Here is a 25,373-nt window from a genome sequence, read left to right as displayed (position 1 = left end):
CCCTTTACGTTGTAATTCGAAGGGGAATTTCCCAGTATTGGCCCGTATGATTGCGGGAATTGTGGTGTTCCAAGAAAGGTAAACCGAATAGTGCGACGTCGTGACGCCCGCCCGCAGGGCACCGGCACCGCCGGCCCCGTTGCGGGACGCCATGGGGAGGATGCCGACGGTACCCCCAGGCATATGAAGGAACGCCAGGGGTTTCCGCTGTGGCTGAAGATTGTTACAGGCGTCGTGTCCGTGACGTTGGTGGTCGGCGTCGCCTTTGCCGCTTTCTGGTTTATCAGATTGCAGTCGAATATCACCAAGGCTCCCTTGAGCGCGGCGGATAACCGCGATTCGGGCGAACCGTCTGCCAATGACAAGACCGACCGGTTGCAGATTCTCATCCTCGGTTCGGACACCCGTGACGGTAAGAATGCCGATTACGGAAGCAGCGAGGATTCCACCGGCTACGGTCACTCCGACGTCATGATGTTGTTGGATATCTCTGCGGACAACAAGCGGGTCAGCGTCATGAGCTTTCCCAGGGATCTCCTGGTGGATGTTCCGCAGTGCACCGATCGCACCAACAACCAGACTTTTCCCGCCCGCAGCGGTGTCATGATCAACGCCGCGATGGCCGAGGCTGGAATTGGGTGCGCCGTGGACACGGTCAACAAGCTCACCGGCCTGGAAATAGATCACTTCATGATGGCGGACTTCAACGCCGTCAAGGAACTTTCCAAGGCCGTCGGTGGCGTCAATGTGTGCGTCAGCGACCCCGTCTTCGATCCTGACTCCCGCCTTAGGCTGCCCAAGGGCGATTCCATGGTGGAGGGCGAACAAGCCCTCGCCTTCCTCAGGACGCGTCACGCGTTTGGCGACGGCGGCGACCTCGGCCGCATTAAGGGCCAGCAGGCTTTCCTTTCGTCCTTGACCCGCAAGTTGAAGGGCGAAGGCACCTTGGGCAATCCGCAGAGGCTCCTGCAGATAGCCGACGTCGTCACCCAGAACCTCACTGTTGACGAGGGGCTGGCATCCGTTCCTTCGCTGCTGACCATTGGCGGGCGGCTCAAGGACATTGATGTGTCAAAGGTCGCCTTCGTTGCCGTGCCCACGCAGGCCGCAGCGGTTGACCCCAACCGGCTTGAACTTGTTGAACCCCAGGCTTCACAGCTGTTCGCGGCGTTGCGGGCGGATCTGGACCTGACCACACCGGGTGCAACGTCCACTCCCACCGGCACACCCACGGCTGGTGCCACAGAGACCCAGGCCGCTCCGACGCCGAGCGCTCCTGCAGTCCCTGCCTACAACAAAGCCATCCAGCCTGTGGCAGTGGCAAATGGCAGCGGAGTAGACACCAGGGCCCAGGAAATTCTGGCAGTCCTCACCGGCAACGGCTTTACCCAGTCGGTCTCCTACCTCGCCAATCCGGTAGACAAGACCATGGTCTACTTCGGTGAGGGATTCGCCGACGTAGCAGCAGATGTTGCCACGCTCTACGGTATTCCTTCCGCGCAGGTCCAACAGGCCCAGGGAGTATCAGGGGTTCAGCTTTACGTGGGAACCGACTTTGGGACCGGGGCGGTCTATGGTGCGGCCTCTGTCCCCCCGGACGTGGTCAACCAGACTGCCAACGATGCCGTGTGCCAGCAGGTTAATCCGCTGTACATCGACCAGTAAGTCACCCAGCTGCCGCTTGCCGGGCAGGAAGCCACACAAAGCCGAGAAAAAGCCGGGCCACACCACGTGGCCCGGCTTATCCTTTACGGAATCCCGGACCTACCAGATGCTGACCCGTTCACCCGGTGACATCCACATGCCATCCCCTTCGGAGACATCGAACGCCTCGTGGAAGGGAGTCAGGTTCCGTGCAATCGCGTTGGTCCGGAATTCGTTGGGGGAGTGCGGGTCGGTGGCCAGCCGGCGGATTGCTTCTTCGGCGCGGATCACCTGGCGCCACCCCGCTGCCCAGGACATGAAGAACCGCTGTTGGCCGGTGAAGCCATCAATCACTTCGGGTTCAGCGCCGTTCAGGCTCAGGAGATACGCCTTGTAGGCGATCGTCAAGCCACCCAGATCCCCGATGTTCTCGCCAAGGGTCAGTTTGCCGTTGACTTTGTGGTCCGGGGCGGCGTAGGGCGACAGTGCGTCATACTGTGCCACCAGCTTTGCGGTCAGCGACTCGAACGCTTCTCTATCACCGTCTGTCCACCAGTTCCTCAGGGCCCCGCTTCCGTCGAACTGGGAGCCCTGGTCATCGAAGCCGTGGCCGATTTCGTGTCCAATGACGGCACCGATGCCACCGTAGTTCACAGCGTCGTCGGCGTCGGCGTTGAAGAAGGGCGGCTGGAGGATGGCCGCAGGGAACACGATCTCATTGAGCATGGGGTGATAGTAGGCGTTGACCGTCTGCGGAGTCATGAGCCATTTGGAGCGGTCAACCGGTTTGCCGATTTCGTCGAGGTGCCGGTCGACGTCGGCGTTGTGCGCCCTCTCAACGTTTCCCAGCAAATCGTGGGGGTCAATCACTACATCCGAGTAATCGATCCACTTGTCAGGGAACCCGATCTTGGGGCGGAAGGCCTGCAGTTTCTTCAGGGCTTCACTCTTTGTTTCTTCGCTCATCCACTCCAGGGAGGCAATGCTTTCCCTGTACGCCTCAATCAAGTTGGCTACCAGAGTCTCCATGCGGGCCTTGTGTCCAGGTGGGAAGTGGCGTTCCACGTAAATCTGGCCTACGGCTTCGCCCAAGGCGGCCTCCACCACTGATACGCCGCGCTTCCAGCGTTCCTTGTTTTGGGGAGTGCCGCTGAGTTTGGTGCCGTAGAAATCAAAGTTCGTGGTCACGAACTCCGAGGAGAGGTATGGTGCTGCTGAGCTGATGACCCGGAGGGTCAGCCACTCTTTCCAGGTTTCCAGCTGTTCATTGACCATCAGGGACGCGGCTTCGGCGAAGAAGTCCGGGGTGCTGACAACAATCTCCCCGCGTTTTGAGGGTTCAATGCCGGCCGCTTCGAACCAGGTTTCCAGCAGGGGGAAGAGCGCCTCCGCTTCCGCGGCCGTTTTCAGGTTGTATGTCTTCTGCGGGTTCCTCAAGGTCACGTTGTCCCAGTGGGAAGACGCCAGGGCGGTTTCGAGTGCAACAACGCGGACCGCAGCAGCGCCGGAGTCTTCAACACCTGCCAAGGTAAAAAGTTTGGAGATGTAGTCGCCATAAGCGGCAACGATGTCCGCGAACTTATCCTCACGGTAGTAGGACTCATCCGGCAGCCCCAGGCCACCCTGGCCGATATACAAGAGGATGCGCTCGGGATTTCCGGCGTCAGGTGCCGGGTAGATGGAGAAGAGTCCGGAGACATCGCAGCGAAAAAGCTTGCCCAGGAGGGCAACCAGTTCCTGGAGTGATGCGACATCCCGCACTTCCTGGAGCCGGGCGCGAAGGGGGTCAAGGCCCTTTCGCTCTGCCGCGGCCTCGTCCATGAAGCTGGCGTAGAGCGCCCCCACCTGCTGCTCAACACCGGTGGCATCCCCGGCCTTGCCTGCTGCCTCTTCAATGATTTCTTTGACAGCCAGCTCGGCCCCGTCCCGCAAAGCTGTGAAGGTCCCTTCCAGTGCACGGTCATCGGGGATCTTCGTGGTGCTGAGCCATGCGCCGTTGACGTGTTGGTAAAGGTCGTCCTGGGGCCGGACGTTGTGATCGATGTAGGAAAGAGAGATCCCCGACTGTGGCACTGTGGCTCCTTGTGTGGACGCTGCTGCCGGCTGTTCCACCGTTGCGGCGTCTGCATAGTGGACGTTGCGTGAGGTGTTGCACTGTCATCATACGCACCGTGTTACTGTGAATTTGTGCGTGCGGAAATGCTTCTTCTTAGCTGCCGCGGCGAGGCCTGAAAGCTATCTGACGCTGGGCCATCCTCGCCGCGGAGTTCCGTTGTGTCCGGCTAAGCTTTCACTTAGTTCTTAGAGAAAAGGCCACACCATGCGTAATGCACAAAAGCCCTCAGGTATGCCCGTTCACCGCTACCTGCCGTTCCAGGACCAGATCGCCGTAGACGTTCCGGACCGCACGTGGCCGGACAAGGTCATCACCAAAGCACCCCGCTGGTGTGCAGTGGACCTCCGTGATGGCAACCAGGCCCTGATCGATCCCATGAGCCCGGCCCGCAAACTGAAGATGTTCCAGCTGCTGGTAAAGATGGGTTACAAGGAAATCGAGGTCGGCTTCCCCTCGGCTTCCCAGACCGACTTTGATTTTGTTCGTCAGTTGATTGAGGGCGGCCACATTCCCGGGGACGTTACCATCCAGGTCCTGACCCAAGCCCGTGAACACCTGATCGAGCGGACCTACGAATCTTTGGTGGGCGCCAAGCAGGCTATCGTCCACCTCTACAACTCAACGTCTGTCCTGCAGCGTCGTGTGGTCTTCAACCAGGACGAGGACGGCATTCTGGACATCGCCATGCAGGGTGCACGCTTGTGCAAGAAATACGAAGAAACCCTCGAGGACACCCACATCACCTACGAGTACTCGCCGGAGTCCTTTACGGGAACCGAGCTGGAGTATGCAGCACGCGTATGCAACGCCATCGCCGATGTCTTTGAAGCATCTGCCGACAACCAGGTCATCATCAACCTGCCTGCCACCGTGGAGATGGCCACCCCCAATGTGTATGCGGACTCCATCGAGTGGATGCACCGTAATCTCCACCCCCGCGAGGGCATCATCATTTCCCTGCACCCGCACAATGACCGGGGCACCGGCGTGGCTGCAGCCGAGCTGGGTTACCTGGCCGGGGCTGACCGCATTGAGGGTTGCCTGTTTGGAAACGGTGAGCGGACCGGCAACGTTGACCTGGTGACACTCGGCTTGAACATGTTCGTCCAGGGCGTGGATCCCATGATCGATTTCTCCGATATCGACGAAGTCCGCCGCACCGTGGAGTATTGCAACCAGTTGCCCGTACCGGAGCGCTCCCCGTACGGTGGCGACCTCGTGTTCACCGCCTTCTCGGGATCCCACCAGGACGCCATCAAAAAGGGTTTCGAGGCACTGGAGAAGGACGCTGCGGCCGCCGGCAAGGACGTCAAGGACTTCACCTGGCAGGTACCGTACCTGCCGGTGGACCCCAAGGACCTGGGACGCAGCTATGAAGCTGTGATCAGGGTCAACTCCCAGTCCGGCAAGGGTGGCGTCGCCTACCTGCTGAAAAACGAGCACAACCTGGATCTGCCCCGCCGGGCACAGATTGAATTCTCGGGCGTCATCCAGCGACGCACGGATGCGGTGGGCGGCGAAGTCAGTGGCTCCCAGCTGTGGCAGATCTTCCAGGACGAGTACCTGCCGTCGGAGGAGGAACAGTCCCAGTGGGGCCGGTACACCTTGGGAAGCGTGAGCACGGAAACCGATGAATCCGGTGCCATGACCATGAACGCGAACCTGCGCATCGATGGAAATGAAGTTCGACGGACCGGGCACGGCAACGGTCCGATCGCCGCACTGCTGGACATCCTGCATCACGACGGCGTGGATGTCCGGGTACTCGACTACAGTGAGCACGCCTTGTCCGAAGGTGGCAGCGCAAGTGCGGCAGCCTATGTTGAATGCGCTGTAGGTGAACGTGTGCTCTGGGGTGTTGGTATTGATCCCAGCACCACGACCTCGTCGTTGAAGGCCCTGATCTCGGCAGTCAACCGGGCCGTTCGCGACGCCCAGGCCTGACACCTCCTCCGTGTGGTGACGGGATTTCCCGTCACCACACGGTCCGATTGTCGTGGCCGGCCCCCGCATAGTGGGAAGATGAGACGTGGCCAATCCATCGTTCGCAGCACGCTCCTACAGGGATGATGCCGTGGTGCTCCGTACCCACAAGCTGGGTGAGGCAGACCGGATCATCACCCTGCTGACAAAGCACCACGGACAAGTCCGGGCCGTGGCCAAGGGCGTCCGGAGAACCAGCAGCCGGTTTGGAGCGAGGCTCGAACCCTTCATGGTTGCTGACCTGCAGTTGGTGTCCGGAAGGACGCTGGATATCGTCACGCAGGCCGTGGCCAAGGGTGCCTACGGAAGCAGCATTGCCGCCGACTACGGCAGGTTCACTGTTGCGGCCGCGATGACGGAAACAGCTGAGAAGTTGACTGATGCTGACACCGAGTCCGGGACGGCCCAGTACAACCTGCTGGTGGGCGCGCTTGCAGCGTTGAGCCGATCAGACCATCCCCCTGAGCTCATCCTTGATTCGTATCTCCTCCGTGCTTTGGCCACGGGTGGTTGGGCTCCCAGTTTTACGGACTGCGCCCGTTGCGGCCGGCCGGGTCCCCACACAGCCTTCGCCGCACCGGTCGGTGGCATGGTGTGCAGTGACTGCAGGCCCCCTGGTTCACCGGCGCCCGCTCCGGAAACTGTCCGGTTGCTGGGTGCGCTGTTGACCGGAAACTGGGGCGTCGCCGATATTTCGGACCCACGCCACCGTCGCGAGGCGGCCGGTCTGGTGGCCAGCTACCTTCAATGGCACTTGGAACGCGCCCTGAAATCCCTCAAACACGTGGAGCGAAATTAACCGTGGCACTTGGTAAGAAGAACAGGCCCGCAACGCCTCGAAGCACGCCCGTGGTGGTTCCGTATGGGCACCCTTCCGGAGCCGTTCCACCCGTCATTCCACGCGAGCTCATTCCCCAGCACGTCGCCATTGTGATGGATGGGAACGGTCGATGGGCCAACCAGCGCGGACTTCCACGTGTGGAGGGGCACAAAGCGGGGGAACCCGCATTGCTGGATGTGATGGCCGGAGCCATCGAAATGGGAATCAAGTACGTCAGTGTCTACGCCTTCTCAACAGAGAACTGGCGGCGCTCCCCGGAGGAAGTCCGGTTCCTCATGGGATTTAACAAAGATGTGCTACGCCGGCAACGCAACCAGCTTGATGAGTGGGGTGTGAGGATCCGCTGGGCTGGCCGTCGTCCCCGCCTCTGGGGCTCGGTTATCAAAGAACTGGAAGAGGCAGAGGAATACACCCGGGCCAATGACACCTGCACACTAACCATGTGTGTTAATTACGGCGGACGTGCTGAAATTGCCGACGCCGTGGCAGCAATTGCCCGGGACGTGGCCGATGGGCGCCTGAAGCCCGGTGCTGTTTCGGAAAAAACCATCCAGAAGTATCTGGATGAGCCGGACCTCCCGGACGTTGACTTGTTCCTTCGCAGTTCGGGGGAGCAGCGGCTCTCAAACTTCCTTCTGTGGCAATCTGCCTACGCAGAATTCGTCTTCATGGATACCTTGTGGCCCGACGTCGATCGGCGGACCCTGTGGGATGCCGTCGAAATCTACGCAAAGCGCGATCGCCGCTATGGCGGAGCCGTGGACGCCGCTGCCACCACGAGTTAGCACATTCGTGCTGGTTCAATATGGGTAGGCCGCCAACCACGCAGCCACGTCACGGTAGGCCTGCTGGCGTACTGTCCGCCGGGACAGGAAGATGTCATGAAGGGCGCCGGGATATCGGAAGACCGCGGTTCTCCGGCCCAAACCGAGTGACCTTCTGGCGGTCTCTTCCACGTCAATCACTGCGTCGGCCCGCATCAGGTCCGGCGTCCATTCGCCTTGGATCCTGGTCCGACCGGAGAGGAGCACCAGGACAGGTGCATCGATGCTGAGCTTTCGCTCCACGGCAGCGTGCCCGGCCAGGACAGCTTTGGTCCAGCCAGCCCTGATGGGAAAAGATGCCCTGGGCCGCCAGACGGGATCAAGCATCCATTCTCCGTGCGCTTCATTGCTGACGCTCTGCCAGTAGGCGGGCATTTCGGGAAACCTGAAAGGACGTTTGGGGTCTGTGCGTGCGAACGGTTCCACCAAGTGCATGGCAATACTCCTGACCAGGCTGCTTCCCTGCAGCTCCAGCCACGGGGAATTCAAAACCAGGGTTCCCACCCTGCCGGGGTTTCGGTCCGCCCACAAGGCAGCGATGAGTCCTCCCAGGGAGTGGGCAATCATGTGAATGGTGGGTGCAGCGGTATTGTCACTCCGCTCAGCCACATCCCATTCTATCGCTGCCAATGCTGCCGCGAGGTCTTCGTCGTAGACTCCGAGGTCCGCGGCGTACCCGGGGGTTTGCCCGGGGGAGAGGCTACGCCCGAATTTCCTGAGGTCGACGGCATAAAAGTAGAAACCGGAGGCTGCCAAATACTCAGCCAACTCGGTCTGAAGGAAGTAGTCCGCCCAGCCATGCAAATAGAGGACAACCTTGGGCGCACCGCCGGGGTCTGCCGGCGCGGCCCGCCGTTTTCTCGTGGTGAATGAGGCAAGAAAGTCCAGCAGTCCATGCGGCGGTGGGTTGGCCGAGGGTGGAGCGTACCGGACAAGTGTCGCCTTGGCCGGACCTTCTTCATCCGGAGCCAGCGGCAGGTCGAGGTATTCATAGCCGTGGCCCAGGACGTCCGGCTGCCACTGTGGCGCGGGTAGCCCGGGATCAGTCATCATTCCCCTTGTTCAGCGTTCCTGGTGAAGTGTTCAGTGTGCCTGGTGAGGGTTTCATGAATCCACCAATCCACCGTTCCAACCTGCGGTAGGCGTCCTGCCGGACCTCCGGCGCGGATAAGAAGACATCATGAAGGGCGCCGTCGATTCTCTCCAAGGTCACGGTGCGTCCCAAGGACATGGCTCGCAAGGCAATGATGCTGACGTCCAGCACGGCATCAGCACGTCGCATGGACTCCTGCCAGACCATGCCGTTGGCGCTGTCGGCCGATGTCAGTACCAGGACCGGCATCTCCAGCTTCAAACCACGTGCCACCGCCGCGTGGCCGGCAAAGACGGCATTAAGCCAGCCTGCCCGGACGGGAAAAGCCAAGGGTGGCCGGTACCTCGAGTCCAAGGTCCATTCGCCTTCCTCAGTACTGCTGATACTGCGGAAGTAGAAGCCACGCTCGGGCAATCTCAACACGGCTTCCGGACGGAACCGCGCCAAGGGCGCCACCATGGCCTGCGCAGTCCGGCGCACCAGGGCGTTCCCGTGCATTTCCAACCAAGGGCTGTCCAGGATCAGATGGTGGACCTGACCTGAGTTGCGGCTTGCCCACAACGCGGCTACGAGGCCTCCGGTGGAATGCCCCATCAGCGCCAGACTCGCCGGCGGCGTCTTTCGATCTCCCCGGATAACGTCCACGGCCGCCTGGATCTCCGGATCGTAGAACGAAAGATCGGCAACGTAGCCCCCGGGGGAGTTATCCAGCAGGCTCCGTCCGTGGTTATGCATATCCAGGGCGTAGAAGTCATAGCCTTGTGCCGCCCAGAAGGTGGCGAGCTCGGTATTAAAGAAGTAGTCACTCCACCCGTGCAGGAACAGTACGGCACCGGTGTGTGGAATCTTGGATGGCTGGGTCCGCGACTGGTTGGTGCCCGATTCCCAGCACGCCCTGTGCCTGATCAACGTAGCGTGGCGGACCACGCCATCAGCACCTTCGGCATCTATGGCGCAGGATTGGAAGTCCGCCCCCAAAAAGTCATCCGTCCACTCCATGGCATTAGCTTAGACAGTTCCGGCGGCACTCTGTCCCGCGGATCTGCCGGTGAACATGCATCCTCCGAGGAACGTTCCTTCCAAAGCCCGGTAGCCATGGATGCCCCCACCGCCGAATCCAGCCGCTTCCCCTGCCGCGAAGAGTCCCGGGATCGGAGTGCCGTCGTCGCTGAGGACACGCGAGCCCGCGTCGGTCTGGAGTCCACCCAGGCTCTTCCTTGTCACCACGGAAAGCCGGATGGCAACCAACGGGCCATGGGCGGGGTCTGTGAGTCGGTGAGGGGGTGCAACCCTCATGATCTTGTCCGTGGCAAAGCGGCGGGCTGACCTGATGGCGGCGAGCTGGGGATCCTTGCCCAGCCCGGTCGCCACCTGCCGGTCCCGGTCAAGTATCAGGGCTTCCAGGGTGCCTGCATCGATCAGTGGATCGTCCACAAGCTGGTTCATGGCGTGGGCAAGGGCCGCCGGCTTTGCCGCCGAAACAAAATCAGCGCCGCGATCCAAAAATCTTTGGATCGGCGTGTCCATGCCGGGCCTGACGCGGGATAGCAGGAGCTTGACGTTCTTGTCCGTGAGGTCAGGATTCTGCTCCGAGCCGGACAAGGCCAGTTCCTTAAGTGCGATGGTTCGGTTCAGGACAAACCATGAATAGCTGTGCCCGGTTGCCACGATGTGCCGCAGCGCCCCTTGGGAATCAAAGCCCGGAAAGAGTGGAGCAGGCAGTTGTTTTCCCTCCGCATCCAACCACAGTGACGACGGCCCGGGGAGAATGCGGATGCCATGGCGTGGCCACACGGGATCCAGGCTCCTGATGCCTTCCGGGTAATGCCACATCCTCTGGCCGTTCACCAGGGCTCCGCCGGCTTTCTCTACCACCGACAGAAAGTCGCCATCAACCGAAGCAGGCACGCCGCTCAGCATGGATGCAGGTGCGTTACCGCCGGGCCACTGTCGGCGGACCTTTTCATGGTTGGCTCCGATTCCACCGGTGGTGACCACCACGGCTCCGGCGGATGCCTCGAAGTCACCAACAGCCAGCCGGGACGAAGCCTGGCCTCGGGCCGCCGTCGAACCTTCCAGCAAGTCACCGCTGACCCCGGTAACAGTGTCCCCGGTCATCACCAGGGCCCGGGCCCTATGGCGGAAATGCAGGGAGACCTTTCCCCGTTCGACGCCTTCCATGACCTTGGCAAGGAAGGGTTCGACGAGGCCCGGGCCGGTACCCCACGTGACGTGGAACCGCGGAACGCTGTTGCCGTGGCCTTGCGGCCCATAGCCACCACGCTCCGCCCATTGGACCAAGGGAAAAATGCCCACACCAAGGCTCTTGAGCCATGCCCGCTTCTCACCGGACGCGAAGTTCACGTAAGCCTCTGCCCATTGCCGGGCCTGCTTGTCCGTAGCCTGATCGAATGCGGCGGAGGCCAGCCAGTCGCTCAGCGCAAGTTCCGGGCTGTCCTTGACGCCGAGGCGGCGCTGCTCCGGGGTGTCCACCATGAACAAGCCACCGAACGACCAGTGGGCCTGCCCACCCAGGGAGGCTTCGGGTTCCTGATCCAATACGGCAACTGACTTGCCGGCGGCATAGGCCGTCGCTGCGGCAACCAATCCTGAGAGGCCAGCACCTACCACAAGAACGTCGGCGGTGATTTTCAGGCGTGCATGATGTGTGTCACCAGGATCCATGGGCATTGCTACATGGTAGCGGGCGGCATGGTCATGGGTTTGGTCCCTTGACCCGGAACAGGAAAACTAGGAACATGCGTTTCTACCCCACTTTCTTCAAGGTGGCCTTCTCCTGGATGGATGCCGAGAAGGCACACAAAATCGGCTTCCAAGGGATCCGGGCTGCCCACACGTCGGGCGCCGGAAAAATTCTGGCCCGGATGACCGCACCCCCGGAATCACTGCGCACAGAGGCGTTGGGTCTGACATTCCCTTCGCCTTTCGGCCTGGCAGCCGGCTTCGACAAGGAAGGTCACGGCATCGAGGCCCTGACTGAGCTCGGATTCGGGCACGTGGAGGTAGGCACCATCACCGGACAGGCCCAGCCTGGGAATGACAAACCCCGGTTGTTCCGCCTCATCGAAGACCGGGCGGTCATTAACCGTATGGGGTTCAACAACGACGGCGCTGCTGCTGTGGCGCCTCGGCTGAAGTCCGCCCGGGCTGCCTTGCAGCGGACCCATGGTGGGGTGCGGCCGATTATCGGCGTCAATATCGGCAAAACCAAAGCCGTGGATCTTGATGCTGCAACGCAGGACTACTTGGTCAGCGCACGGAGCCTGGCCCCGACAGCCGACTATCTTGTGGTCAATGTCAGCTCTCCGAACACCCCCGGCCTCAGGCTCCTGCAAAACGTAGAAACACTGCGGCCACTGTTGCGTGCGGTGGGCGACGCGGCCGACGAAGCCGCCGGCCGCCACGTTCCGTTGTTGGTCAAGATCGCGCCGGACCTGTCCGACGAAGATATCGACGACGTCGCGCGGCTCGCCTTGGACCTCAAGCTGGACGGCATTATTGCCACCAACACAACCATCTCCCGGACAGGCCTCGTTTCCGATGCCGGCAAAGTGGAGTCTCTGGGAGCAGGCGGTCTATCCGGCGCGCCCCTCAAGCAGCGATCCCTCGAAGTCCTGCGACGGCTCAAGGCGGCCGTGGGAGACCAATTGGTCCTCATCGCTGTAGGGGGAGTCGAAACCGGCCGCGACGTCCAGGATCGCCTGGACGCCGGCGCAACCCTGGTTCAGGGCTACACAGCATTTCTCTACGAGGGTCCGTTCTGGGCCTCCCGAATCAACAAGGACCTGGTGAAGTTGCGTCGGGGCTAGCCGGGCAGTGGATAATGCAGAACGGCAAAAGACCCCGGACCAATGGTCCGGGGTCTTTTTGGTCCAGGAGAATGTGGGTCAGGCCGGGTACTGGCCGCGGGAGACCTGCGGTTTGGGCAGGCGGAGCTTGCGGAACTGAAGGGACCGCATGCAGCCGTACCAAACAGTGCCCCGCTCCACGTCGCCGAACTTCTCGGTGAGCTTCTTCCGCAGCTTGCGGGAAAGAATGAAGACGTCGACAAACACGGCCAGGAACATGACCCAGAAGCCCACCAGGACGTAGCTGATGCCGGCGCTGGTGGTGGGGATGATCAGGGAAATGACCACGAACAGGAGTGCGCCAAACATCAGGTACTCGCCAAGGCTGAAGCGGGCGTCAACGTAATCGCGCACATACCGCTTCTGTGGGCCCTTGTCCCGGAGCGGAAGGTATTTCTCGTCGCCGGTATCCAGGGCCTGGCGCATTTTCTGCCGCTGGTCATTGATGGCCACCCGTTCAGCAGCCTTGGAGGCCTTCCGGTCGGTGGGTACCAGCGGGCGCTTGCGGGCTGCCTCCTGATCCTTCCGCTTGGGAGTGGGGGAACCCTTTCCGGGGCCGGCCTCCTGGGCAGCGGCGTAGGCCTGGTCAACTACTGATTGAGCGCTGGGCTCTTCCTTTTTGCGTCCGAACACCCATACAGAATACCCCGCAGAAGGGTGGCCCACGTTACGTGTCCGGATGCCGGAGGGGCCTGCTCCAGGCTTTTCCTTCCACACCCACCGCGCGCCCGGCGGTACAGTGTGGCCATGACTTCAGCACATGCGGAGATCCCGCAGGACAAGCACATTCATTCCGGCGACCTTCCCGTGGAGGCCCTTACCGAGGCCGTACGGGAGTCGTTCGCCAACACTTTGGGCTCACTGAAGGAACTCGTCGCCATTCCCGGCATCGCGTGGCCCAGCTTTGATCCCGCGGAACTGGATAAGAGCGCCGGCGCTGTTTCCGACCTTGTTAAGGCAGCGGGCATGGAGGACGTCCGGATCCTGCGGTGCGACAAAGCGGACGGTACTCCCGGTGGTCCGGCCGTCGTCGCCCGTCGTCCTGCAGCGGATGGCAAGCCAACCATCCTTTTGTACGCACACCACGATGTCCAGCCTCCCGGGGACCGGAGCCTCTGGGACTCGGAGCCGTTCGTCGCGGAAGAAAGGGACGGCCGGCTGTACGGGCGCGGCGCGGCGGACGACAAGGCAGGCATCATGGCCCACCTGGCTGCCTACAGCGCCGTGACGAAGGTGCTGGGGGATAGGTTCGGCCTCGGTGTGACGTTCTTCTTCGAGGGCGAAGAAGAAGCCGGCTCTCCCACGTTCCGCCCCTTCCTGGAAGAGCATCAGGAGCTTCTGCGGGCGGACGTGATCGTTGTGGCGGACTCCAGTAACTGGAAGGTTGGAGTGCCCGCGCTGACCACCAGCCTCAGGGGGCTGGTTGACGGTACGTTCGAGGTACGGGTCCTGGAGCACGCGGTGCATTCGGGGATGTTTGGCGGTCCCGTGCTGGACGCGCCCACCCTGCTGTCCCGTTTGATAGCCACACTGCATGATGACCAGGGAAACGTTGCTGTTTCCGGTCTGGTCAGCCGGGACGACGTCACCGTGGATCTCACCGAAGAGGAGTACCGGGCCGACGCTTCAGTGCTCGACGGCGTTCGGCTGGCCGGGAGCGGAAGCATTGCTTCGCGGATGTGGACCAAGCCCGCTCTTTCGATCATCGGTATGGACGTCCCCGCCGTCGACGTCGCCTCCAACACCCTGATCCCTTCGGCCAGGGCAAAGTTCAGCATGCGGTTGGCCCCCGGACAGGATCCTGAAGCCGCGATGGAGGCTCTCAGGAGCCACGTGCAGGCCCACGCTCCGTTTGGTGCAAAGGTGACGTTCACGCCGGGGGAGAGGGGCGACGCGTTCTCTACTGACACATCATCCGCTGCCGCCCGGGTGGCCCTGTGGGCCCTTGCTGAATCCTGGGGTGTCCAGCCCGTGGAGATGGGCATCGGCGGCTCAATCCCGTTCATTGCCGACCTCATGGAGGTCTATCCCGAAGTGCAGATTTTGGTCACGGGAGTCGAAGACCCTGATTCAAGGGCACACAGCGCCAACGAGTCTCTCCACATCGGCGACTTCCAGCATGCTGTGCTGGCCGAGGCCCTGATGCTGGCGCGCCTCGACGCTGAGGGCCTTCAGGACTGATATCCGGTCCATGCGGGAACAAGCAGTTGTTGTTCGGGGTTACGTCAGGAGTTACAGCTAAAGGTCTGCGCGACGTAGCATTGGCTGTAACCCGTAAGTAATTGGGTAAGGGCAGGCAGCGTCCAGGCGCGGCCGCCAAGAGCGTCATAAGAAGGTAGGCCAATGAGCACTGCAACCAACGAAAACAGCACCGGAGCACAGGTCGTCGACAACGATGGCCTCGCTGCACACGAGGTCAACTTGACCGACGTTGCCGCAGGCAAGGTCCGCAGCCTCCTCGAGCAGGAGGGCCGCACCGACCTTCGGCTGCGCGTCGCCGTCCAGCCCGGCGGCTGCTCAGGCTTGATCTACCAGCTCTACTTCGATGAGCGCCTCCTTGACGGAGACGCTGTCCGCGATTACGACGGCGTTGAAGTAGTGGTCGACAAGATGAGCGTCCCGTACCTCAGCGGTGCAAGCATCGACTTCGAGGACACCATCTCCAAGCAGGGGTTCACCATTGACAACCCCAACGCCGGCGGGTCCTGCGCCTGCGGAGATTCGTTCCACTGATATGAGCTTTCGCTGCACGTCGGCGCCACTTCAAGCGGAGTCAAAACCGTTTGGAGCCACGGCGCCGACATGTGCGCGAAAACCGCGCGATAGCGGTAAGCTCTACATCGGGTAGTAAAACGTTTAGTGTGCCCGGCGCGCCATAGGCATGCCGGGAGACAGCATCAAGAGGAAGGGCCGTCTGTGAGTTCGCAGAACCGAACCGGCAGCCGACGCATAAAGATCACCTCGATCACTGGCTTGGCAGTTGCCGGCGCGTTGGTTTTGACCGGATGTTCACCAGAGGTAGAGAAGGGTTGGTTGCCGACAGAGCGCGGCACGACCAACCACACTGACCGGATCATGGACCTCTGGGTCAACTCATGGATCGCCGCCTTGGCAGTCGGTATCATCACGTGGGGCCTCCTGGTCTGGTGCATCGTCGCTTACCGTCGCCGCAAGGGCACCACTGGTTTCCCCAAGCAGTTGAGCTACAACCTGCCGCTTGAGGTCTTTTACTTGACCATCCCGCTGTTCATGGTTTTGGTGTTCTTCTACTTCACCGACCAGGACCAGCGCGCGATTGATGACCGCTCACAGCCCGCTGACGTCGTCGTTGACGTCCGCGGAAAGCAGTGGGCGTGGGACTTCAACTACAAAAAGGGCGAGGTCATCAATGAAGACCTCCACGAAGCCGGCGTCCAGGCCCACCTGACCGGCAACGACGTCAACAAGGAACTCCTCCCCACCCTGTACCTGCCCGTTGGCAAGTCCGTGGACCTGGAGCTGAACTCCCGCGACGTCATCCACTCATTCTGGGTTCCCGCGTTCCTCCAGAAGCGCGACATGATCCCCGGCAAGACGAACTACATCAGGTTCACCCCCACCAAGGAAGGCACCTTCGATGGTAAGTGTGCCGAACTCTGCGGTGAATACCACTCCGAAATGCTCTTCCGCGTCAAGGTTGTCTCCGAGTCTGAATTCCAGGCCCACATGGACCAGCTCCGCCAAGAGGGCAACACGGGTCTCCTCGGTGCGGAATACGACCGCAACCCGAACCTGAACGAATCCAAGTAAGGGGAGCGACGTGGCTACGTACACTCAATCCGCGCCGGGGGTTCTTGAATCTCCGGTAGTACCCAAGTCCAAGGGGCGCATCGTCGTCAACTGGATCACCTCCACCGACCACAAGACCATCGGGTACATGTACCTCATTGCGTCCTTCGTGTTCTTCTGCCTCGGTGGCGTCATGGCGTTGTTGATCCGCGCCGAGCTCTTTGAGCCCGGCATGCAGATCCTGCAGACCAAAGAGCAGTACAACCAGATGTTCACCATGCATGGCACCGTCATGCTGCTGATGTTCGCTACGCCGCTGTTTGCCGGCTTCGCGAATGTCATCATGCCGCTGCAGATTGGTGCACCTGACGTTGCCTTCCCGCGTCTGAATGCCTTGGCTTTCTGGTTCTTCCTCTTCGGTTCCACCATTGCCGTCTCCGGATTCATCACCCCCCAGGGTGCCGCTTCCTTCGGTTGGTTCGCTTATGCGCCGTTGTCGAACACCACATTCAGCCCCGGCGTCGGTGGTGATTTGTGGGTCTTCGGCCTCGCACTGTCCGGCTTCGGAACAATCCTTGGTGCTGTCAACTTCATCACCACCATCATCTGCATGCGCGCACCGGGCATGACCATGTGGCGTATGCCGATCTTTACCTGGAACACGCTGGTTACGGCGATCCTGGTCCTTATGGCCTTCCCGCCGCTTGCTGCTGCTTTGTTCGCACTCGGTGCAGACCGACGCTTCGGTGCACACATCTTCGACCCCGAAAACGGCGGCGCAGTTCTGTGGCAGCACCTGTTCTGGTTCTTCGGTCACCCTGAGGTGTACATCATCGCCCTGCCGTTCTTCGGCATTGTTTCCGAGATCTTCCCGGTCTTCAGCCGCAAGCCGATCTTCGGCTACAAGGGCCTTGTTTACGCGACGATCGCCATTGCAGCCCTCTCCGTAACTGTGTGGGCACACCACATGTACGTCACGGGATCCGTGCTCCTTCCGTTCTTCGCCTTCATGACCATGCTGATCGCGGTCCCAACCGGTGTTAAGTTCTTCAACTGGATCGGAACCCTGTGGCAGGGATCCATCACCTTTGAAACCCCCATGCTGTGGAGTATCGGCTTCCTGGTCACGTTCCTCTTCGGTGGTCTCACGGGTATCATCCTGGCGTCCCCGCCGCTGGACTTCCACGTGTCCGACTCCTACTTCGTGGTGGCTCACTTCCACTACGTGGTGTTCGGTACCGTTGTGTTCGCGATGTTCGCAGGCTTCTACTTCTGGTGGCCCAAGTGGACCGGCAAGATGCTCAACGAGCGGCTTGGCAAGATCCACTTCTGGCTGCTGTTCCTCGGCTTCCACGGCACATTCCTGATCCAGCACTGGCTGGGCGTCGAAGGCATGCCGCGTCGTTACGCCGACTACATGCCGCAGGACAACTTCACCTGGATGAACCAGTTCTCGACAATTTCCTCGTTCGTACTGGGTGCCTCGCTGCTTCCGTTCTTCTGGAACGTCTACATCACCTGGCGCAGCAACAAGAAGGTTGAAGTTGACGATCCCTGGGGCTTCGGCGCCTCGCTTGAGTGGGCAACCTCCTGCCCGCCGCCGCGTCACAACTTCACTTCCTTGCCCCGTATCCGCTCCGAGCGCCCGGCACTGGACCTTCACCACCCTGAACTGGCACAGGTCCACACTGCCGAAGCTCCGTCACCCGCAGCAGCTGTTTTGGGTAATGCAGACCAGAGGGACGTCAGCAAATGAAAATTGAATCGTGGCTCTTCGGAGCCGGAGTCTTCTTCTTCATCCCCGTGACCATCATTTATGGTTTCCTGACGGAATGGACCGAATGGGTCGGCGTCCTGGGTATTCTCCTGGTGGGCGGCCTGGCAGGCATGATCGGTGCCTACCTCGGGTTTACCGGTAAGCGCATTGGTCTTCGGCCTGAAGACCGCCCCGACGCTGAAATCCACGAGGGTGCTGGAGAACAGGGCCACTTCAGCCCTTGGAGCTGGTGGCCGCTGGTACTTGGCCTCTCCTGTGCAGGCGGCTTCCTCGGCTTGGCCGTGGGTTTCTGGATCACCTACGTAGCCGGTGGCCTCGCGGTCATCGCCCTGGTTGGTTGGGTCTTCGAATACAGCCGCGGCGACCACGCTCACTAAGTTCCGAACAGTTTTTACGCTGACAGGTCCCACCTCCTGGTGGGGCCTGTTTGTGTTTAACGCTGCTTTGGTTTTGAAGTAGTGCGGATCAGGGTAGTCGGGGGTTGATGATACTCAGGGCGCTGGGGGCCACCAGAGGGGCTTCAAGGGCGCCAGAGGCTCCCAACGGGTTCCTGGAAGGGTTCCAGGAGGTCGGGCGTTTCCGACACGCAGGGAGGGGCTCCGGGGGGATCGAGGCAACAGAGGGAAGCGGGAGAGCACGATGCGTCCCTATGATGCATTGGGAAGGTGGTCTAGACCTGCCGCGGCGTTCAACTATCCTTGGACCATGACCTTGGACCCGAATCATGCCTGAGGCAGCGAACATCGAAGGGACCATAGACAGGTCCAGCCCCGTACCCATCTACGTCCAGCTTCGGGAGATCCTCAGGTCTTTCATCTCTACGTCGTGCCCTCCGGGATCCGCGTTGCCATCGGAACGCGATCTGTCGCTGAGGTTTGGCCTGGCTCGAATGACTGTCCGCCAGGCGATTGATGCCTTGGTGGGGGAGGAGGTCCTCGAACGCGTCGTCGGTTTGGGGACTTTCGTCCGAAAACCCAAGTTGGACCTCCAGGTAAAACTGACGTCCTACAGCGAGGAAATGCAACGTCGCGGCATGGTCCCGGCGGCGAAAGTCCTGAGCTTCGAGCAAATTGCCGCCAGTGCCTTTCTTGCGCGGGAACTGCAACTTGAAGAGGGAACGCCTCTTGTACGCTTTAGGCGATTGCTCTTGGCGGACAACGAACCGATGAGCGTTGATGAAAACTTCATACCGGCCCACAGGGTCCCTGGCTTGCTGGATGACGCACCGCCAACATCCCTGTACAACGTCCTCAATGAGCGGTACGGGCTGATCATGGAGTGGGGCGAAGACATGATCGAAGCAACTGCTGCGTCGCCGTCCACGGCGAGACTCCTCAACGTTGATGTGGGATCGCCACTGCTGAAGATCCAGCGGCACGCCTTCGTGGCCCGGGCTATGGTGGACTACTCAGTGTCTTACTACAGGGCGGATCGCTACAAGCTGTGGGTTCCTCTGCAACGTCCTGGCGTACGGCCAACCCGTAATTACTCAACCGGTTACCGAACGCAGTAGCCAGTCGTCGTTTGAGCTGCTTGCAACGATCAAAAAGAAAGCCCGGTCCGTGTGGACCGGGCTTTCTTTATGTCGGAGTATGAGCTGGTTAGTGGCTCAGGCTCTTCTGGTCTTCGCTTGAGATGATGGCCTCGTGGTGACCGTGCGCATGCGCGGCTTCCAGCTCGGCCGGCGTTGCCGGGGCAACACGGTCCTCGAAGAACCACTTGGAAAGTGCCGCACGGCGCTTTTCCTTACCGGTCACAACGCCATGCTCGTTCGGTTCGGCCGGAAGCGGAGCCGGGGATTCGAAGCCGACAAGCTTGTAGCGCTTGTAGTCGTCCAGGGGCGCGTGGACTTCAATGAACTCACCGTGCGGGAGGCGAACGATACGGCCCGTCTCGCGTCCGTGGAGGGCGATTTCACGGTCCTTGCGCTGCAGAGCCAAAGCGATGCGCTTCGTCACGATGAAGGCAATGATCGGGCCAATGAAGAACAGGGTCCGCAGCCAGTACGTGACGTCGTTCAGCGATACATGGAAGTGCGTGGCAATGAGGTCCGAACCAGCAGCGGCCCACATGACGCAATACCAGGTGAATCCGGCGACGCCAATCGCGGTACGGGTCGGAGCATTACGGGGACGATCAAGAACGTGGTGTTCCCGGTTGTCCTTGGTCACCCAGCGTTCAATCCACGGGTAGGTGAAGAGAACGGTGAAGATGATGCCAGCCGGTACAAGTGCCGGAAGAAGCACGTTCAATGTCAGCACGTGTCCGAAAATGACCCACTCGAAGTGGAAGTCATTGATGACACCAGGCATCAGGCGCAAAGCGCCATCCACGAATCCGATGTACCAGTCAGGCTGGGTGCCTGCAGATACCGGGGAAGGATCATAGGGACCGTAGTTCCAGATCGGGTTGATCGTGAAAGCGGCCGCCATGAGTGCAAGGACACCGAAGACGATGAAGAAGAAGCCGCCGGCCTTCGCTGCGTAAACAGGACCCAAGGGGTAGCCAACAACGTTTCCGTCATTGCGACCCGGACCGGGGTACTGGGTGTGCTTGTGGACAACCACCATGAAGAGGTGGATGACGATCATCAAGAGGATGAGCGCAGGAACAAGCAGGATGTGAAGAACGTAGAGCCGCCCGATGATGGCAGTTCCCGGGAATTCTCCGCCGAAGAGGAAGAACGAGATGTAGGTGCCGATCACGGGGATGGACTTGATAACGCCGTCGATGATGCGCAGGCCGTTGCCGGACAGCAGGTCATCGGGGAGCGAGTAGCCGGTGAAGCCGGCTGCCATGGCGAGGATCAGCAGAACACCGCCCACCACCCAGTTCATCTCACGCGGCTTGCGGAATGCACCCGTGAAGAACACACGGAGCATGTGGACACCCAGCGAGGCCACGAAGAGCAGTGCTGCCCAGTGGTGGACCTGGCGCATGAACAGACCGCCGCGCACATCGAAGGAGATGTGCAGCGATGAACTGTAAGCCACGGACATTTCGACGTTGTACAGCGGCGTGTAGGAACCCTGGTAGTGGGTTTCAGCCATTGAAGGATCGAAGAAGAATGTCAGGAAGGTTCCGGACATGAGCAAGATGACGAAGGAATACAGCGCCACCTCACCAAACATAAATGACCAGTGGTCCGGAAAGACTTTCCGGCCGAATTCGCGCAGGATGCCTGAGCCACCCACACGTTCGTCAACGAAGTTGGTGATGCCACCAACCTTGGTCTTCGGGACGAAGGGGGTTTCAGCTGTTGATGAAACGCTCATGCTCGTCACGCTCCCAGTAACTCGGTCCTACAGGTTCTCTGAAGTCGCTGGTGGCGACGAGGTAGCCTTCTGCGTCCACTGCGATGGGCAGCTGGGGGAGCGGACGGCTGGCCGGTCCAAAGATGACCTTGCATTCCTGCGTGAGGTCGAACGTGGACTGGTGGCAGGGGCACAGGAGGTGGTGCGTCTGCTGCTCATAGAGAGCAACCGGGCAACCAACGTGCGTGCAGATCTTGGAGTATGCAACGATTCCGTTGTAGCTCCAGTTTTCCCGGCCCTCTGAAGGGTTAAGGGAGTTCGGGTCCAGGCGCATGAGGAGAACCACGGCCTTGGCCTTTTCGTTCAGTTTTCCTTCATGCAGTTCGTTCAAGCCCTCGGGGATGACGTGGAATGCCGAGCCGATGGTGACATCCGATGCCTTGATGGGGGTGCCATCGGGGTCGCGGGTGAGTCGCTTGAGTTTGTCACCTTCCGGAGCCCACATGGTATGTGCCAGTGCCTTGTCCGGGCGGGGGCCCAGGTCTCCGAAGATTGCGAGTGCCGGGAGGGGAGCCAAAGCTACAGCTCCGAGCAGGGTGTTCCGGATGAGGGGACGGCGCTTGATACCCGTCTCTTCAACAATGTCATCCACGATCCGGACAGCTGCTTGGCGGTCTTCCTCGGTGCGGATTGCGTGGCGCTCTTCCGAGACCTCGTGGTCCGGCATCAAGGCCTTGGCCCAGTGCACGATGCCCGTTCCGATGCCCAGCATGGCGAATGCCGTGCCGAGACCCAGAAGGAGATTCTGGGTACGAATGGTCGCAATGCTGGTGTCGCCGCCCAAATCAATGGCAAAGTACGCCACCAGGAAGACCAAAGTACCAATGACGGAGGTGCCAAACAGAATGGCTACCTGACGCTCGGCGCGCTTTGCGGCTACCGGGTCCGTGTCAGCCAGGCGCAAACGGTGCGGAGGAAGTCCAGGATCCTGGAACTTCTCCACCTCATTCTGACCAGCCTTAGCTACGGTGCCCGAGGTGTTCGGACTGCCGTCACTATGGTTGCCCATAATTCGCCTCATCCTTCTCTCGTTGTCTCGACCGGGGTCGAGTTGTTATCAGTTTCAAACTGCTGACTGTGCAGCAGAAGTTTTTTCAAGCCTGCGGCTAGGACGTACGTGACGTCAGCCAGATGGTGAAGGCGATGATGACACCCAAGCCAGCCACCCACACGAACAGACCTTCCGATACCGGACCCAGGGATCCGAGCTCAGCACCACCTGGAGAGCCGTTGGCCTCGATGGTCTTCAGGAAGGTGATGATGTCGCGCTTGTCTTCAGGAGTGATGTTTGAATCGTTGAAGACCGGCATGTTCTGGGGGCCGGTGACCATGGCCTCGTAGATGTGGTCTGCGCTGACGCCAGCCAGTCCCGGAGCGAACTTGCCGCGGGTCAATGCACCGCCGGCAGCAGCGGCGTTGTGGCACATGGCGCAGTTCACGCGGAAGAGTTCGCCACCCTTGGCTGCGTCTCCCTTGCCGTCGAGGAGGCTTTCCTCGGGAATGGCAGGACCTGCGCCGAGTGATGCAACGTAGGCGGAGAGCTGCTTGGTCTGCTCTTCATTGAACTGGGCTGGCTTCTTCTGGGCTTGGGGGCCGCTCATCTGCATGGGCATACGGCCGGTACCAACCTGGAAATCAACAGCAGCAGCACCTACGCCGACCAGCGAGGGTCCGTCGTTGGTTCCGCTTGCACCCATTCCATGGCAGGTGGCGCAGTTGGCGGCAAACAGCTTGCCGCCCTCTTCAACATCACTGGCGCTGTAGCTGGTGGTGTCGGCCTTGGCCTGGTTGACGGTTGTGGCAACGGCGTAGAGCCCACCAGTGAGGAGGAGCCCCATCAACAGCAGCGCAATGGCTGCCAGTGGGTGACGTCGCTTCTGCGAGAGTGCCTTCACGTGGTGGTTCCTTTTTTCGATCCTGCGTCGGCTCCGAGAGCCGCTTCTATAAATTCTGCCTCTTGTAGAAAAAGAGTCAATGCTGGGTCACTTCAGGACGTAGATGACCAGGAAGAGGCCGATCCACACAACGTCCACGAAGTGCCAGTAGTAAGACGTGACAATCGCCGACGTCGCCTCAAAGTGTCCGAACTTCTTGGCAGCGAATGCGCGGCCGATGATGAAGAGGAACGCGATCAGACCACCGATGACGTGAAGGCCGTGGAAGCCCGTGGTCATGTAGAAGGCTGAGCCGTAGGCGTTGGACGACAAGGACACGTGCTCGGAGACGAGCATGGCGTATTCCGTGGTCTGGCCGGCAACGAAGAACGCACCCATGATGAAGGTGAGGACAAACCATTCGGTCATGCCCCAGCGGGTGAATTGCAGGAGCCGGCCTGTGCGGCGCGGTTCAAGCCGCTCGGCAGCGAAGACGCCCATCTGGCAAGTGAAAGAACTTGCCACAAGGACGATGGTGTTGACGAGCGCAAACGGGAAGTTGAGCTTGGCCGTCTCCTCGGCCCACATCAATCCTGATGTGGAGCGCAGGGTGAAGTACATGGCAAAAAGACCGGCGAAGAACATCAACTCACTGGACAGCCAAACTACGGTTCCAACAGAAACCAGGTTGGGGCGGTTCAGCGTCGGGTGCGCCGGGGTACTGGGGGCATGGGTCGCAGATGTCACAAGGACATTATGTCTGTAAAAGTCCAGAGTTCCCAATGCAAACCACCGATTCGGGAGACTTTTTCTACAAAGACGCGAAATCGCGCGGAAAAGTTCCCGACCCTGTTCACATTGGTCATCAGCGCGGCGGGGTGGATAGCATCAGTGGGTGACTTCTCCGGCAACGGCCAAAGCAGCCAGCAACACCTGGCCCGGCCTCATCTCAGCATTGATCAATGGCGATGACCTGTCCGTGGACAATACCGAGTGGGCCATGAACACCATCATGTCCGGAGAAGCGACTCCAGCCCAGATTGCCGGCTTCCTGGTTGCCTTGCGCGCCAAGGGGGAGACGGTGGAGGAGCTGGCCGGACTGGTAGCTGCAATGGTCCAGCATGCCAACCCCATCAGCATTTCCGGTGAAAAGCTGGACATTGTTGGAACGGGCGGTGATCGCCTCAACACGGTGAATATCTCCACCATGGCCGCGTTGGTAGCTGCCGGCGCCGGAGCGAAAGTGGTGAAGCACGGCAACAGGGCCGCTTCATCAACGTCGGGTTCCGCGGATGTCCTTGAAGCACTCGGGGTGCGTTTGGACCTGTCCATCGACCACGTTGCCCGGAACGCCGAAGAGGCGGGAATCACCTTTTGCTTTGCCCAGGTATTCCACCCTTCGTTCCGCCACACGGCGGTTCCGCGGCGTGAGTTGGCCGTACCCACAGCGTTCAACTTCCTGGGTCCCATGACCAACCCGGCTCATGTCCAGGCTTCCGCCGTAGGTGTTGCCAACAAGCGCATGGCGCCCCTGGTGGCGGGAGTGCTGGCACGGCGGGGAAGCCGTGGATTGGTCTTCCGGGGTGATGACGGTTTGGATGAACTGACCCCTACGGGCCCGTCAACAGTGTGGGAGTTCCGGAACGGAGCTGTGACGGAACAGGTATTTTCGCCCAGCGTTCTTGGTATTGGTCCTTCCACCGTGGGCGATCTTCGTGGAGGGGACGCCAGCGCCAACGCAGAGGTGGTCCGGCAAATTCTTGACGGTAAAACGGGTCCCGTCCGGGACGCTGTTCTTCTCAATGCAGCGGCTGGGCTGGTGTCGGCCGATCTCACCGCGGAAGGTTCATTGGTGGAACGCATGCAGGCCGCATACCAGCGGGCAGCAGAGTCCGTGGATTCCGGCAGGGCAGCGGCAGTCCTTGCCAAGTGGACGGCGCTGAGCCAGTCCTGATTCCGCTACGGCCGCCGGCTGGCAGCCGTTGCCTTCCTACTCGAAGCCGAGGGCGAAAGCGGCGTCCAGGTCGTGTTGCGAGTAAGCGCGGAACGCAATGTGGGTTGTCGTGTGGACCACTGAAGCAACCTTGGACAGCTTGTCGGCAATGACGTCCGCGAGCTCGTCGTGCTTGGAGACGCGTGCTACCGCGATCAGGTCCCACTCGCCGGTGACCGAGTAAACCTCGCTGATTCCCTGGATGGCGGAAATCTGTTCCGCGGTTTCCGGAATGCGGGAAGCATCGGTCTTGATCAGGACAAAAGCGGTGATCACA

At 60.7% G+C, this 25,373-nt stretch carries 22 protein-coding genes; 12 read left to right on the top strand and 10 right to left on the bottom strand.

Features of this window, described 5'->3' with window-relative positions; genetic code table 11:
* The first annotated feature begins 90 nt into the window (after positions 1-90).
* Positions 91-1,665: an LCP family glycopolymer transferase gene (locus JOE60_RS09720; protein ID WP_167266223.1), complete on the top strand. Its 1,575-nt coding sequence runs from the start codon at positions 91-93 to the stop codon at positions 1,663-1,665.
* Between the two features lie 99 nt (positions 1,666-1,764).
* Here the strand turns inward: JOE60_RS09720 and JOE60_RS09715 are convergent, their stop codons facing one another.
* Complete coding sequence (locus tag JOE60_RS09715) at positions 1,765-3,717, bottom strand: M13-type metalloendopeptidase (protein ID WP_167266227.1); 1,953 nt, start codon at positions 3,715-3,717, stop codon at positions 1,765-1,767.
* Positions 3,718-3,964: 247 nt separating this feature from the next.
* Here JOE60_RS09715 and leuA point away from each other — a divergent pair, with 247 nt between their 5' ends.
* The 3 genes from leuA to JOE60_RS09700 all read left to right on the top strand — a co-directional run bounded on the left by leuA (position 3,965) and on the right by JOE60_RS09700 (position 7,369).
* Positions 3,965-5,704, top strand: a complete 1,740-nt coding sequence (gene leuA, locus JOE60_RS09710) for a 2-isopropylmalate synthase (protein ID WP_167266231.1) — start codon at positions 3,965-3,967, stop codon at positions 5,702-5,704.
* Positions 5,705-5,789: 85 nt separating this feature from the next.
* Positions 5,790-6,542, top strand: a complete 753-nt coding sequence (recO, locus tag JOE60_RS09705; RefSeq protein ID WP_167266235.1) for a DNA repair protein RecO — start codon at positions 5,790-5,792, stop codon at positions 6,540-6,542.
* Between the two features lie 2 nt (positions 6,543-6,544).
* Positions 6,545-7,369: an isoprenyl transferase gene (locus JOE60_RS09700; RefSeq protein ID WP_167266240.1), complete on the top strand. Its 825-nt coding sequence runs from the start codon at positions 6,545-6,547 to the stop codon at positions 7,367-7,369.
* A gap of 15 nt (positions 7,370-7,384) precedes the next feature.
* Here JOE60_RS09700 and JOE60_RS09695 read toward each other — a convergent pair whose 3' ends face one another.
* Genes JOE60_RS09695 through JOE60_RS09685 form a run of 3 tightly spaced genes read right to left on the bottom strand, consistent with a single transcriptional unit; the run spans position 7,385 to position 11,192 of the window.
* The gene (locus JOE60_RS09695) at positions 7,385-8,458 is read right to left on the bottom strand and encodes an alpha/beta hydrolase (protein WP_167266244.1); all 1,074 of its coding nucleotides are present in this window, start codon (positions 8,456-8,458) and stop codon (positions 7,385-7,387) included.
* Positions 8,451-9,500 (bottom strand): alpha/beta hydrolase, encoded by a 1,050-nt coding sequence (locus tag JOE60_RS09690; protein WP_167266248.1) that lies wholly within the window; start codon positions 9,498-9,500, stop codon positions 8,451-8,453. Before JOE60_RS09690 ends, JOE60_RS09695 begins: the two co-directional genes overlap by 8 nt.
* Positions 9,501-9,509: 9 nt before the next feature.
* The gene (locus JOE60_RS09685; RefSeq protein ID WP_167266252.1) at positions 9,510-11,192 is read right to left on the bottom strand and encodes an FAD-binding dehydrogenase; all 1,683 of its coding nucleotides are present in this window, start codon (positions 11,190-11,192) and stop codon (positions 9,510-9,512) included.
* A gap of 68 nt (positions 11,193-11,260) precedes the next feature.
* Here JOE60_RS09685 and JOE60_RS09680 point away from each other — a divergent pair, with 68 nt between their 5' ends.
* The gene (locus tag JOE60_RS09680) at positions 11,261-12,331 is read left to right on the top strand and encodes a quinone-dependent dihydroorotate dehydrogenase (RefSeq protein ID WP_167266257.1); all 1,071 of its coding nucleotides are present in this window, start codon (positions 11,261-11,263) and stop codon (positions 12,329-12,331) included.
* A 78-nt stretch (positions 12,332-12,409) separates the two neighbouring features.
* Here the strand turns inward: JOE60_RS09680 and JOE60_RS09675 are convergent, their stop codons facing one another.
* Entirely contained in the window at positions 12,410-13,003 is a 594-nt protein-coding gene (locus tag JOE60_RS09675) for a DUF3043 domain-containing protein (protein ID WP_167266261.1), read from the bottom strand.
* A gap of 114 nt (positions 13,004-13,117) precedes the next feature.
* Between JOE60_RS09675 and JOE60_RS09670 the strand changes: the two genes are divergently transcribed.
* The 6 genes from JOE60_RS09670 to JOE60_RS09645 all read left to right on the top strand — a co-directional run bounded on the left by JOE60_RS09670 (position 13,118) and on the right by JOE60_RS09645 (position 19,428).
* On the top strand, positions 13,118-14,551 hold the full coding sequence (locus JOE60_RS09670; protein WP_167266266.1) for a dipeptidase: 1,434 nt from the start codon (positions 13,118-13,120) through the stop codon (positions 14,549-14,551).
* A gap of 162 nt (positions 14,552-14,713) precedes the next feature.
* Positions 14,714-15,103: a HesB/IscA family protein gene (locus JOE60_RS09665; RefSeq protein WP_167266271.1), complete on the top strand. Its 390-nt coding sequence runs from the start codon at positions 14,714-14,716 to the stop codon at positions 15,101-15,103.
* Between the two features lie 183 nt (positions 15,104-15,286).
* Positions 15,287-16,159 (top strand): aa3-type cytochrome oxidase subunit II, encoded by an 873-nt coding sequence (gene ctaC / locus JOE60_RS09660; RefSeq protein ID WP_167266274.1) that lies wholly within the window; start codon positions 15,287-15,289, stop codon positions 16,157-16,159.
* Between the two features lie 10 nt (positions 16,160-16,169).
* Positions 16,170-17,894, top strand: a complete 1,725-nt coding sequence (gene ctaD, locus JOE60_RS09655; RefSeq protein WP_167266278.1) for an aa3-type cytochrome oxidase subunit I — start codon at positions 16,170-16,172, stop codon at positions 17,892-17,894.
* Positions 17,891-18,292 carry a cytochrome c oxidase subunit 4 gene (locus JOE60_RS09650; RefSeq protein ID WP_167266281.1) on the top strand — a complete coding sequence of 134 codons (402 nt, stop codon included), beginning with the start codon at positions 17,891-17,893 and terminating at the stop codon, positions 18,290-18,292. Before ctaD ends, JOE60_RS09650 begins: the two co-directional genes overlap by 4 nt.
* A gap of 347 nt (positions 18,293-18,639) precedes the next feature.
* A complete protein-coding gene (locus JOE60_RS09645; protein ID WP_167266286.1) occupies positions 18,640-19,428 on the top strand; it encodes a GntR family transcriptional regulator in 789 nt (262 codons plus the stop codon).
* A gap of 88 nt (positions 19,429-19,516) precedes the next feature.
* Here JOE60_RS09645 and qcrB read toward each other — a convergent pair whose 3' ends face one another.
* The 4 genes from qcrB to ctaE form a co-directional block, all read right to left on the bottom strand.
* On the bottom strand, positions 19,517-21,190 hold the full coding sequence (qcrB, locus tag JOE60_RS09640) for a cytochrome bc1 complex cytochrome b subunit (protein ID WP_167266290.1): 1,674 nt from the start codon (positions 21,188-21,190) through the stop codon (positions 19,517-19,519).
* Positions 21,168-22,238, bottom strand: a complete 1,071-nt coding sequence (qcrA, locus tag JOE60_RS09635; RefSeq protein WP_167266294.1) for a cytochrome bc1 complex Rieske iron-sulfur subunit — start codon at positions 22,236-22,238, stop codon at positions 21,168-21,170. The genes qcrB and qcrA overlap by 23 nt, the downstream gene beginning before the upstream one ends.
* Positions 22,239-22,335: 97 nt before the next feature.
* A complete protein-coding gene (qcrC, locus tag JOE60_RS09630; RefSeq protein WP_167266298.1) occupies positions 22,336-23,124 on the bottom strand; it encodes a cytochrome bc1 complex diheme cytochrome c subunit in 789 nt (262 codons plus the stop codon).
* A gap of 87 nt (positions 23,125-23,211) precedes the next feature.
* Complete coding sequence (ctaE, locus tag JOE60_RS09625) at positions 23,212-23,850, bottom strand: aa3-type cytochrome oxidase subunit III (RefSeq protein ID WP_167266302.1); 639 nt, start codon at positions 23,848-23,850, stop codon at positions 23,212-23,214.
* Positions 23,851-23,998: 148 nt separating this feature from the next.
* Here ctaE and trpD point away from each other — a divergent pair, with 148 nt between their 5' ends.
* Complete coding sequence (gene trpD, locus JOE60_RS09620; protein ID WP_167266307.1) at positions 23,999-25,057, top strand: anthranilate phosphoribosyltransferase; 1,059 nt, start codon at positions 23,999-24,001, stop codon at positions 25,055-25,057.
* A 36-nt stretch (positions 25,058-25,093) separates the two neighbouring features.
* On the opposite strand, the gene JOE60_RS09615 is transcribed toward trpD, so the two are convergent.
* Positions 25,094-25,372, bottom strand: a complete 279-nt coding sequence (locus JOE60_RS09615; protein ID WP_167267055.1) for an Lrp/AsnC family transcriptional regulator — start codon at positions 25,370-25,372, stop codon at positions 25,094-25,096.
* Position 25,373: the final 1 nt, after the last annotated feature.

It is taken from the genome of Paenarthrobacter ilicis, assembly GCF_016907545.1.
Taxonomy (GTDB): domain Bacteria; phylum Actinomycetota; class Actinomycetes; order Actinomycetales; family Micrococcaceae; genus Arthrobacter; species Arthrobacter ilicis.
The sequence above is the reverse complement of the archived record's forward strand: the minus strand, read 5'-3'. Positions and strand labels throughout refer to the sequence as shown.